This is a genomic window from Cryptosporangium aurantiacum (genome assembly GCF_900143005.1).
Lineage (GTDB): Bacteria > Actinomycetota > Actinomycetes > Mycobacteriales > Cryptosporangiaceae > Cryptosporangium > Cryptosporangium aurantiacum.
In genome coordinates this window covers 18,554-29,145 of sequence record NZ_FRCS01000036.1, presented here as the reverse complement: position 1 = coordinate 29,145, position 10,592 = coordinate 18,554, and the positions used below count along the sequence as shown (strand labels likewise).

Annotated in this window: 12 protein-coding genes; 6 read left to right on the top strand and 6 right to left on the bottom strand. The window is 71.9% G+C overall.

The window, feature by feature from the left end; genetic code table 11:
- Positions 1–299: 299 nt before the first annotated feature.
- Complete coding sequence (locus BUB75_RS48375; RefSeq protein WP_281248467.1) at positions 300–431, bottom strand: hypothetical protein; 132 nt, start codon at positions 429–431, stop codon at positions 300–302.
- Positions 428–667: a hypothetical protein gene (locus BUB75_RS43730; RefSeq protein WP_073266783.1), complete on the bottom strand. Its 240-nt coding sequence runs from the start codon at positions 665–667 to the stop codon at positions 428–430. The genes BUB75_RS48375 and BUB75_RS43730 overlap by 4 nt, the downstream gene beginning before the upstream one ends.
- Before the next feature lie 165 nt (positions 668–832).
- On the opposite strand from BUB75_RS43730, the gene BUB75_RS43725 reads away from it, so the two are divergent.
- From BUB75_RS43725 to BUB75_RS43700, 6 genes are all read left to right on the top strand, one after another.
- Positions 833–1,402 carry a hypothetical protein gene (locus tag BUB75_RS43725; RefSeq protein WP_073266781.1) on the top strand — a complete coding sequence of 190 codons (570 nt, stop codon included), beginning with the start codon at positions 833–835 and terminating at the stop codon, positions 1,400–1,402.
- A 99-nt stretch (positions 1,403–1,501) separates the two neighbouring features.
- A complete protein-coding gene (locus BUB75_RS43720; protein WP_073266779.1) occupies positions 1,502–2,056 on the top strand; it encodes a hypothetical protein in 555 nt (184 codons plus the stop codon).
- Between the two features lie 419 nt (positions 2,057–2,475).
- The gene (locus BUB75_RS43715; RefSeq protein ID WP_143175818.1) at positions 2,476–3,072 is read left to right on the top strand and encodes a hypothetical protein; all 597 of its coding nucleotides are present in this window, start codon (positions 2,476–2,478) and stop codon (positions 3,070–3,072) included.
- Entirely contained in the window at positions 3,069–4,025 is a 957-nt protein-coding gene (locus BUB75_RS43710; protein ID WP_073266775.1) for a hypothetical protein, read from the top strand. Before BUB75_RS43715 ends, BUB75_RS43710 begins: the two co-directional genes overlap by 4 nt.
- Positions 4,022–5,119 (top strand): hypothetical protein, encoded by a 1,098-nt coding sequence (locus BUB75_RS43705; protein ID WP_073266773.1) that lies wholly within the window; start codon positions 4,022–4,024, stop codon positions 5,117–5,119. Before BUB75_RS43710 ends, BUB75_RS43705 begins: the two co-directional genes overlap by 4 nt.
- The gene (locus tag BUB75_RS43700; RefSeq protein ID WP_143175817.1) at positions 5,116–7,017 is read left to right on the top strand and encodes an FtsK/SpoIIIE domain-containing protein; all 1,902 of its coding nucleotides are present in this window, start codon (positions 5,116–5,118) and stop codon (positions 7,015–7,017) included. Before BUB75_RS43705 ends, BUB75_RS43700 begins: the two co-directional genes overlap by 4 nt.
- A 44-nt stretch (positions 7,018–7,061) precedes the next feature.
- Here the strand turns inward: BUB75_RS43700 and BUB75_RS46895 are convergent, their stop codons facing one another.
- From BUB75_RS46895 to BUB75_RS46890, 4 genes are all read right to left on the bottom strand, one after another.
- Positions 7,062–7,232, bottom strand: coding sequence for a hypothetical protein (locus tag BUB75_RS46895; protein ID WP_178380140.1), 171 nt, complete (start codon positions 7,230–7,232; stop codon positions 7,062–7,064).
- A gap of 1,401 nt (positions 7,233–8,633) precedes the next feature.
- Positions 8,634–9,137, bottom strand: a complete 504-nt coding sequence (locus tag BUB75_RS43690) for a Pycsar system effector family protein (RefSeq protein WP_143175816.1) — start codon at positions 9,135–9,137, stop codon at positions 8,634–8,636.
- 83 nt (positions 9,138–9,220) lie between these two features.
- A complete protein-coding gene (locus tag BUB75_RS43685) occupies positions 9,221–9,952 on the bottom strand; it encodes an NUDIX domain-containing protein (RefSeq protein WP_073266765.1) in 732 nt (243 codons plus the stop codon).
- A gap of 86 nt (positions 9,953–10,038) precedes the next feature.
- The gene (locus BUB75_RS46890) at positions 10,039–10,503 is read right to left on the bottom strand and encodes an AsnC family protein (protein ID WP_073266763.1); all 465 of its coding nucleotides are present in this window, start codon (positions 10,501–10,503) and stop codon (positions 10,039–10,041) included.
- Between the last annotated feature and the right edge of the window lie 89 nt (positions 10,504–10,592).

Sequence of the window (10,592 nt, the reverse complement as noted above, 5' to 3'; positions counted from 1 at the left end):
CCCGGCGAGGCCGGGTATGCCACGCGCTCCGCGCGGGCCTTTCGCCATTGCAATTCGCGCTTTAGCGCGAATGCGTTTTAACATTAAGTAGTTAATTGCATTTCAGCGACGCCAAATATACGACCCACTGTTTTCATGTTTTCACGTTAAACCGTTTTCGCGTTTTTGCTACTTCGCGTTTTAGCGACTTGCATTGACGTTAACGCTATTCCTGTTTTAGGCCGAGAGTCTTTCTCGAGCGCAAATCGGCCCGACCGCGCTCCGCGCGATCGGGCCAGGGGTCGAGGGTCTGGGTCGGGCTACTCGTCGTCGTCGCTGTTGTCGAGCGGGTCGAGGGTGTCGGCCGCCTCGAGCACCTGCAGCTCGAGGCGGCGCTGAGCGGCGTAGCGCTCCTGCCGAGCGCGTTCGTCGCGCTCTTCGCGTCCGGTCATCGGGCGCCGTTGTCGTCGAGCCGGTCGGCCAGGTGGGCGGCGTCGACGCCGTGGCGGAGGGCCTGCACGGTGACGTGCTGCATGCGGCGGCTTTCGGCGTTGCGCTGATCGTTGAGGGCGGTGCGGCGGGGGTCGTCGGTGCGGAGTCCCTCGAGCTGGGCGTCGATCGCCTTCACTCGCTTGCCGGCGTCGACCACGTGGTCGGCGGCCCGGCGGCCCTTCTTCCAGTTCGGCATGTCGTCGATCCTCTCGCGTGGCGTCGCTTCCGTCTCTCAGTGTACGGGATCCCATACACGTCTGCTAGTGGAATCTGTAGGGGATCCCGTACAGAAAACGGTGGTCAGTGTGTATGGATTCCCGTACACTAGAAGTACGGGATCCCATACACAGGAGGTGGCCAAGTGGCTCCGACGATCACGGTCAAGGACAACGGATACGGCGCGCACCGGATCACGCTGGACACCTGGTCGTTCAGCGTCGACACCGAGACTGGCCGTCTCTTCCGAGTGGCCAGCGGCCCGGGCGTCGGGCCGCACGGCGACGCTGACCCGCCGTTCGAGCTGACCACCGCGCTCGGCGCGCTCGAGGCCGGTCGGTGGCTGAGCCACCCGCACTACTTCTTCCGCGTCGACCTGGTGCGGCTCGGCGAGCTCGCCGCGGCTCAGGTGGCCGAGGCCGCGGCGGTCGAGGCTGCCAAGCCGGCACCGTGGCTGACGCCCATGAAGGCCTCGACCCGCGGCACGATCACGACCGCGGACATCGCTGGTCTGTGGAACGCGATCGGCGCGGCCCGGAAGTCGCGCGGCGACCTCGAGGGCGCCTACGCCGCGGCCCGGGCCGCGTACGGCGTTCGGCTGGCTGATGCGGTCCGCTGGCGCGAGCGGGACACCACGGAGGCGTTCCACCGCCGGATTCTCGCCGTCAAGGAGCCGACCCGACCCCGTGTTCGGCGCGCCCGCAAGGCGGGCTGAGCACCACACAGCGTCACGCGCCCCGGCCCGGTCGAACCGGACCGGGGCGCGGTGCGTGACCGTGCTGTCACGGATGCCGACCGGGAAGGCTCATCCGTCATGCCTGCCACCGCCGGCCCACGCGCCGGCCGCTCGGCCGTGTTCCTGCTGGCGCTCGTTCTCGCGATCGTCTCGGCGGGGTGCGTCGGCTGCGAATCTCTCGACGACCAGGCAGCAAAGCTCCCCGTTCGCGATCACGTGGTGGCGCTCGACCAGGTGTGGACGCTCGGCCTCGAGGTGCAACGCCAAGCGGGCGCGCCGCCTACCGACCCGAAGGGCTACCCGCTCGGCCTGAGCATCCAACAGTGGGGGTGCTACGGCGGGTGGCTCGGCGACCAGCCGTTGCCCGGTGCCTATGAGGTCTGGGGCTCGGCAGACGTGGCGCTCCCACTTGCGCAACACCGCTCGACGCTGACCCGCATGCGGGACCGCTGGGTGGCCGACGGTTGGGCGGACGTGAAGTACGGGCCGCTCGGCACGCTCGGGGCGGTCGAGCTCCGCGGCTCGAGCTCGGACGGCCACGGGGTGAGCGTGGTGACGAACGCGAACGGCCTGTCGGTCGAGGTGCGAACCGACTGCTTCCGCGACGTCGACCCCGATTACGAACCGTCCTGACAATCCCGCTGCAAGCGGGTGGGGGAGGTATCGGGGGCGGCCCCCCGGGCGCGGGTGCAACACCTACGCTCGCCGCGAGGACGCGTCCGAGATCGAGCGTAAATGTCCTGTCAAGACACTTCAATCAGCTATAACGACTGAACCACTGGTGCTGGCGGTGCGTGACTCCTCCATTACGGAAGCCGTCCGGGAGGCTCCACACCGTCATGCACCCCACCCCGCCGGCGGGTGACCCTGCCGCCGCCACGCCACCGCACGGGACACCGCCACCGTCCGCGAATCCCTGGCCGACCCCGCCACCGCACGGCGCACCGCCGCCGGGATGGACGGGACCGCCGCCCGGGCCGGCTCAGCCCGGGCCACCCTCGAGCGGCGGCCACCGACCGCCCGACCGGTACGGGCCACCGACCGCCCCGCTCGTGCCCGCCCCGCCGGCGAGCTCGCCACCCGAGCCAGAGCGCACCCCCTCTCCGCGGGCGTCTGGCCCGGGCCGACTCCGGCGGTGGGTCACGTTCTGGTCGACCCGCCCGGGCGGGCTGGCGCTGGTCGCGGTGGCGCTGGTGCTCGCGATCGCCGCGACCGTCGGCGGCGTCCGGGCACTGCTGACCGAGCCGGCGAACGAGGCCGGCCCCGGGCCGCTGGGCATGGTCGCGTCGGTCCGGCCGGCCGCTGGCGACTCGAGCGGCGGCCCGGTTGTGCTGCGCGTGGTGGCCCCGAGCTACGCCGGCGCGGAACTGGCCGTGTGCAAGATCGACGCCGGCGGCCCCGAGCCCGGTACGTACCGGCTCGACCGGCTGGTGACCGAAAGTGACTACGACGCGGTGTTGGCCAGCGGTCCGGCCGGCGGGTGGGTGGTCACCACGGGCCGCACCGGCGACGGTCGGCCGGCGGTCACCGCGTACACGCCGGCGCAACGGGTCGACTGCACGGTGGCCGCCGGCATCGATCGCCTGTTACCCGACCGGACCGACACGTGGGCACTGACGATCGGCGACACCGGCAAGGCCACGCCGTGACCGGTCGGGCGTTCCTCCGCCGAACGTGCCTGGCTCTGCTGCTCGGCGTCGCGGGCGGCACGCTGGCCGCGATCGTCGACGACGACCGCAGCAACGGTGCGCCGCTCCCGCCGGACGCCCCGAGCCTGCCCGCGCAACCGTGCGGCCCGGCGGTGCGGGTCGCGCTGGCCGGCGTCGACGGCGCCACGGTGCCCACCGACGCCGAAAGCTGGGTGCGCGAACTGGTCACCGGGACCGGCCGCACGGTCGAGGTGAACCCGCCCGACACCGGGACCGCGCTGCCGACGCTGTTCGTCCTGGCCTGGCGACCGGCGACCGCCGCGGTGTTCGACGTGACGCTCGAGGCCGGCCCGCCGTCGACCGGCACGGTCGACTACGTGATCCGCGCGGACATCGCGACCGGCTCGAGCGTCACGTCGGAAGCCGACCAGCGCGCCACGGTGGGCACCTGGTGGGCGACCGCGCTGCCGCCGTGCTCGAGCGCGTCGGACTCGCCGAGCCCCTCGAGCTCGACCGGCTCACCGAGTCCGTCGAGCCCTGCAGCAACCCCGACGCCCGGGCCGACGGACTCGGCCGGCGATGACGCCGCGGTCTGGGTGGCACCCGACGACGGCCACCTGCCGAGCCCGTTTCCGGACCTGGCCGCGGTCGACCCGCACGACCCGGCCCCGGTCGACGCCGGCGACCCACCGACCGGGCCGGCCGGCATCGTGATCGAGCGCCCCGACCCGGACGGTCGCCCGGGCTGGGTGCCGCGCCCGCTGTGGGCCGCGTACGCCACCGCGTTCGGCGTGCTGTTCGGACTGTCCTGGGCGCCGAGGATCGCGCACGGCTGGCCCGCGCTGGCGCTGCTCTGCTTCGTCGCGTTCGGCGCGGCGAACCTGGCCCGCGCCGGCCGCCAAGACGCCGCGGTCCCCGGTCACTCCCCGGTCGACGATCGGGGACCGCGGTGACCGGGCCGAGCGGCTCGAGCTCGAGCCGGCCGCCGGGTGGCTGGTCGGCCGCGGACGCGATCGCCGCGGACGTCTGGCCGCCGATCCTGGGCATCGACCCGGGCAGCGTGGAAACCGGCGTGTGTCTGCGCGCCGGCGCCGGTACCGGCTCGGCGGTGCTGGCCGTCACGATCGGCCGGCACCGCCACGAATCCGAGGCCGACGACGAACCCGCCGGCGCGGCCCGCTACGCCGCCCGGGTGATCGCGACCGCCCGCGGCCTGGTGACCGCCGCCGCGGCCCGGCTCGAGGCGATCGCGACCGACCGCGGCGAACCGGTACCGGCGGTGCGGGTCGCGGTCGAGGCCATGACCCCGCCCGGCGGCACCGAGACGCGCCGGCCCCGACCCGGGCGCGCCGGACCCCGGGTGAGCGTCGCGGAGGCGGCCGACGTCGCCCGGGCCGCGGTGGTGCTCGGCGCGGTCGCCGCGGCCTGGCCCGGCGTGCTGGTCGTCCCGCCGCGCGGCCACGACGCCGGCGACCTGACCGACTACCCCGCGACGCTGGTCGGGTCGACCCCGACCGGGTGGCCGCGCGGCGCGTCCCGCCGGAGTCACCAGCGGTCGGCCTGGCTGCTCACCGGGTGGGCGCACCTGGCCGGCGACCTGATCACCCCGGCCACGGTCGAGATCGACCCGCCGCCGCCCGTCGACGACCTGGCCGCGCTCGCCGAGTCCGCCCGCCGGCGTGCTGCCGCTCGAGCCCGGACCGGCCGCGCGGACACCCACTCGTCTCCGCGGGCCGACGTTCTCGACCTGGCCGGCTGGGGCGACGCGGTGTTCGCGCTCTGGTCGGCCGCGCTCGGCGACGTCCCGCCGCTGCCGAGCGAGCGGCCGGCGACCGCGACCGACGTGGCCCGGCTGGTCGAACTCGCTCGAGCCGCACGGGATCGGATCGGCCCACCGCCGGCCGACCCGCACGCCCCGCCGGACGTCGACGACCTGGCGGTGCGGCTGTTCGGACGGTGGGCACTGGCCGCCGGGTGGCCGCCGGAGCTGACCGCACAGTGGCAACGCTGGCTCTCCGGCGAGCTCGCCGCCCGGGACGCGCGGTGAGACACGGAAGCCTGATCCGGGCCGGCGCCTGGTTCATGATCGGCCGCTGGGTCGGCCGCCGCTACGCCCGCCAGGTCGCCACTTTCTTCCGCTGGTCGTGGAAAGCGTTCGTGCTGTTCTGGTCGTTCGTGCTGGTGCGGTGGGGACCGGACGCGTTCGCCGGCCTGGCCCTGGTCTGGGGCGTGTGGGCGCTGACCGCGCATTCCCGCTCCCCGCTGCTGGTGCCGCGGTGGCCGCGGTGGACGGTGCCGCTGGCCTGGTCGGTGCTGGTCGTCGGATGCGTCGCCGGCCTGCAGTGGGCGCCGCCCGGGTGGACGTCGTGGTGGTACTGGCTGGCGCTGGTCGGCACGACGCTCGGCGCGCTGGTGCACCGCGGCCAGACGCTCCGCGCGGTCTGGCGACCCGCCGGATACGGCCTGTGGCTGACCGCGGCATTCGCCGCCGCCCCGGGCCGCTGGCGCCTCCAGAGCGTCGCTACCGCGCTCGGCGCCGGCCTGGCTCTGGCAGTAGCGGGCTGGCCCCGTCTCGGCGCCTACGGGGCGCTGGTCGGGCTGGCGCTCGGCCTACGCCAGTTCGCCGCCGAAACCCGCACCGCCGACGCGCTGGCCGACGCCACGACCGGGATCGCGACCGCGCTCAACGGCGCATTGGTCGACCCGCGCTCGGGGTGGGATCCCGAGGCCGGCGTGGCACCGGTCGAGGTGCTCGCCGCGACCGAGCCGGGCGTCGACCCGCCCCGGCCGCTGGTGCTGGCCGCCCCGCTCCCGGCGACCTGGCAAGCGTCCCAACTCGACACGCTCGACACCGAGGTGAGAGCGCGGCTCCGCCGCTGGGGCGAGTGGATGACCGTTCCTGACCCGTCCGAGCGGGTGATCGAGGTCCGGGCGGTCGAGCCGCTCCCGCGGCGGGTCGGCTGGGACGGCACCGCCGATCTGGCCCGCATCCTGGTCGGCGTGGCCCGGGTGCCGCACGCCGCGGCGACCTGGGACGCCGACGCCCCGGTCGGCTCTATCACCCGCGCGATCTGGCAACCCGAGCTCGCGCCGCACCTGCTGATCGTCGGCCCGACCGGCGCCGGTAAATCCGTGGCCGCCCGCGCCGTGATCGCCCAATGGACGACCGGACACGACGCGCTCGGACGCCCCGGTGAGGTGTCGCTACTCGACCCCAAACGCGTCGAGTTCCTGCCCTGGCGCCGGCGGCCCGGCGTGCTCGGTGTGGCCACCGAACCCGACGAGATGCTCGACGTCCTGGTCGAGGCGGTGGCCGACATGGACGCCCGCTACCGCACGATGGGCCGCCTCGAGGTGCAACACGTCGACGATCTCCCGCCCGACCTGCGCCCCGGCCGCCGCATGCTGGTGCTCGACGAGGCCGGCGAGCTGCTCGACCTCGAGGGCCTCGAGGAAGAGGAAAAAGCGCTCCGCCGGCGGATGCGTCGGGAACTGCTGTCCCTGGCCCGGCTCGGCCGCGCGGCCGGCTGGCACCTGCTGTTGCTGGCCCAACGGCCGGACGCATCGATCCTGGGCGGGCAACTGCGTCACAACCTGCAAGCCCGGATGCTGTGCGGGCCGGCCGAGCCGCCGGCGGTGCGGATGGTCTACGGGGAGTCGGCCAGCGTTCCGGCGATCACCCCGGGCGTACGGGGCCGCGCACGCTGGTCGAGCGTCGGAGAGCCACCCCGGGAGGTACAAGGCGTCTGGATCTCGACCGGCGACATGGACGTCCGGTGCCCCCGCGATGGCGCGCCCGGCTCGAGCCCACCGCCGCCCGGATCGCCGCTCCCGCTGGCCCCGATCCCGACCGACGCCGCCGACCAGTGGATGGCCGGCCGCGGTATCGACCCGATCGTCGTCGTCGACGCCCCGCCGGCCGAACCGGTCGTACGCACGATCTGACCGGGCCGCGGCCGGAGGTCAAGGCGTCCGGCCGCGGCCCGGGGTTACGGCGTTTCTCCGATCGGTGTCGTCCGGCTGGTGTCCGGCGACCCGAGGAAGCGGCGGCCGGTTTCCAGCAACATCGCGACGGCGCTGAGCACGCCGATGATGGCGGTCGCGTCGAGTCCCCGGGCGAACAATGCCAGGGTGAACCCGATGACCAGGACGATGACCACGATCCGGACTCCGAGGCCGCTGGGGACCTTCCGGATCGCCGTACCGATCGTCTGCACGCATGAGCGCACAGGACACACACCTTTCTGGGGACCGTGGCCCCCGACTAAGGACGAGTTCGGGACTTGGGTCACGTGGGGTGGTTCGTGGTGGCCTACTGATTGGCGTCAGTCGACCGGACCGCCATCACGCTCTGCTCATGGTGACGGGCTGCCTCGCTGACCGCAAGGCGACCCGGGTGAAACGCGTTTCGCCGCTGTGGATAAGTGTTCGAAAAATCAAAAAGCTCGTCAGTTGACGCACTCTTTGCAGTGCAGAAACGTCCCACACCCCAGGCCGCGCGAGGTCGCCGCAATGTCGGACCTCTGCTGTATGATGCCGCGGTTTCAATCCGTGAACACGGGTAATACACCCGTACGGTCGCTCACTCTGAGTCACTTTCGTCGAGTGTGAGAATCCGAACCCTTGACGGCGTGCCACCGCCTGACCAGGGAAGATTTGATGACGGTCTAGACCCAGGACTTGCGTACGACTGGTCCTCTGGTCAGACTGCAAATAGCTGTTCGTAGCGGACAGCTACCGCCAGGAACACTCACACGTACCAACATCTACCCCGTGCGTAGCCGAGATCGAGGCTTATACACAGGCTGAAGTTCTACATGGTGTGCTACCTGGTCCACATCTTCCCGTCGTTCTCGACTTTGGACGAGTTCGGGCGCCGGGATTGCGGGGTCTTCCGTTGGCGCGGAAGGCCCCGCCTTTGTTTGACCAGCAAAAACGCACCCGCCGGCTCCGGTATGCGCACCGCGCCGAGTCGTGTTCGACCCGTCGACTGACCGTCGAACCGTCGTTCGAACAAATGGCCACTGTGACGTCGCTTACAGATAGACCGTACAGACGTTCGTTTATCGTGAAACGGTCAACGGTCGAACACGCATAAACGCCAAACAGGATTAAGTAGGCGATAGCCACTCCGGCCACTCAAGGCAAAAGCTTCCCGCTCAGTGGGACAGTCATCCCACGATACAAGCGTTCGGTTGGATTTTGAGCGTGACGGGATGCGTCGGGCGCGCTGGAAAAAGGTTGGTGAGGCATGCTCCGCCCCGTCCGACGCCGCTCCCGGACGTCCGAGTGGACTGAATGGGAGGAAGTCACGCCACCGCACTGCCCGCACGGACACCCCTTCTCCGCGGGCCGCGTTCTACTCGGCCACCAACCGGCGACCGATGGGGAGACGACCCGCGGCCACCGCACCTGGACGTGCCGGAACCGGCTCGAGTCCGGAGACGAGTGCGGAGCGACAATTCACGATCTGCCCGCCGGCTGGTGGTCCGAACACGGCACACCGCCGCTCAGACCCTCCTGAGCGGCGGTGTGAACATGGTCAGCTCTTTGCGGGTGATCTAACCGGCGACCGCCGCGACCAAAGCCGCGACCGCGGCCAGCGCGAGCAACGCCACCGCGCCGACGATGCAGGCCACCGCCCGCCGAACGCGCCGGTACTTGGCCACCGCCAGTCCGGACAGGGACACCAGCCGCGCGGCCGGATCGGTGACCGGGCCGCCGTCGACGAGCTCGGCCGGATCCGCGGTCGCCCACGCCACGATCCCGTTCGGACCGCCGCGTAACGCGAGCTGGGGCCGGATCGCTGTGGTCAGAATCAGGACCGCGACGGCCAGGCCGGCGACCGCGGCCCACCCGAGTACGCGGGTCGCCATCGGCAACCCGTCCCCGGGCGTCAACGCCGACACCGCGCCCGCCGCGGCGGCCCCGGTCAAGGCAAGCAACGTCGCCGCCTTCTGGTCGGCCCGGCTGAGCTCGCCGGTCACTTCGGTGATGCAGGTCGTCAACGTCGGCCCGGTCGCGGTGACCATGGCGGCCGGCGTCGAGGTTTTCTGGGGGATCATGTGCCTGCCTCTCTGGTGAGGGGTGGCGGGTCGGGCGTGCAGTTCTTGACGGGACACGCGCCCGACCCGCGTACCGGGGTCGGTCAGTCGGCGGCGATCGCCGCGGCGGCGCTCATGAGCAACGGGAAGTGCGCCGAGTAGAGCTCGCCGCCGGCGCGATGCACCGCACCGCACAACTCGGCGAGATCGCCGAACGGGAGCCAACGGGCCGCGGCGGCGTCGTCGCCGGCCAGCGCCTCGAGCCGCGCCGACGTGCGGTAGAGCGCGACCGTCGAGCACACCCACGCGTTATCGGTGTTGCGCGGGTCGTCGACGTAGGTGCGGGCCAGTACGACCGGCTCGACGTCGGCCAGGTCGACGCCGGTTTCTTCGCGCAACTCGCGCACCAGCGCGGCCGGCGCGGTTTCGCCAGGGTCGACCATGCCGCCGGGGATGGCCCACTGGTGGCAGTCGTCGCGCTCGATAAGCAGGACGAACCGGCCGTCGGACGTGTCGGCAACCACGATCGGGTCGGCCGCGGCGTTCTCGGCCCACTTACCCAAGTCACGGCCCACACGACCGGTACGGCCGAACGGGTTGCGCGGCCGACCGTCGACGACCTCGTACGACACCAGCGCGACCGCCTGGCGCTCGGCGTAGTCGATGCTGGTCGGGTCGGCGGTGTGGTCGACGATCCACGCGTCGTGGCTGGTCGCCAGTGCGTCGGCCTGCAACTCCGGCGGGGTGATGTCGACCGGCGAGTACGTCGGCCACGCCACCGACCAGGGTCGGGAGGACTCGGGGAGGTCGGCCCGGGCGGGAGTGATGGAAAGCATGGTGCGGGTGTCCTTCCTGGTGAGGGGGATCGGTTCGGGCGGATCGGGTGCGCAGTTCTTGACGGGACACGCACCCGGGCCGCGGGCTACTCGGAGGATTCAGCGGGCAGTGTGCCCGTCCTGGTTTCGCCACCATCAGCGTCGGGGCTCGAGGGGATCGGGACGGTTCGGGCGGCGACGATCCGCTCGTAACGCTCCTTCGCGGTCGCTCGAGCCACCCCGAGCCGCGCTCCGAGTTCGGCCCATGAGGCGCCGGCGTCGCGCATGCGCACGATCAAGTCCTCTTCCAGCGCGCGGAGGGTGTGCAGGAGCACCACGACGTCGGCCAGCGCTATACCGAGCTCGCCGGCGTTCAGGTCGTCAAATTCGCCGTAGTGCTGGAGGTCGGTCACGATCTGGCCGGCGAGACGGGCCACGACCGGGGCGTCGGGGTGGCCGTCGGCGGTGACGGTCAACGCCACCTTGAGCGGTCGGGCCGGCGTGGCGGTGCGGTGGGCGTACGTGCTGAGCCACGACCGGTCGGGCGGGTCGCTGTCGGGTGGGCTGGTCATCCGCTCCACTCCTTCTGTAGGGGAGTCCGTACACCACCACTGTATGGGTTCCCGTACATCGGAGGCAAGAACGAATATGCGAGTGTCGC

Excerpts from the sequence above, each read along its gene's own strand:
- BUB75_RS48375 (WP_281248467.1), bottom strand. The coding sequence starts at position 431 with ATGACCGGACGCGAAGAGCGCGACGAACGCGCTCGGCAGGAGCGCTAC.
- BUB75_RS43730 (WP_073266783.1), bottom strand. The coding sequence starts at position 667 with ATGCCGAACTGGAAGAAGGGCCGCCGGGCCGCCGACCACGTGGTCGAC.
- BUB75_RS43720 (WP_073266779.1), top strand. The coding sequence starts at position 1,502 with ATGCCTGCCACCGCCGGCCCACGCGCCGGCCGCTCGGCCGTGTTCCTG.
- BUB75_RS43690 (WP_143175816.1), bottom strand. The coding sequence starts at position 9,137 with ATGATCCCCCAGAAAACCTCGACGCCGGCCGCCATGGTCACCGCGACC.
- BUB75_RS43685 (WP_073266765.1), bottom strand. The coding sequence starts at position 9,952 with ATGCTTTCCATCACTCCCGCCCGGGCCGACCTCCCCGAGTCCTCCCGA.
- BUB75_RS46890 (WP_073266763.1), bottom strand. The coding sequence starts at position 10,503 with ATGACCAGCCCACCCGACAGCGACCCGCCCGACCGGTCGTGGCTCAGC.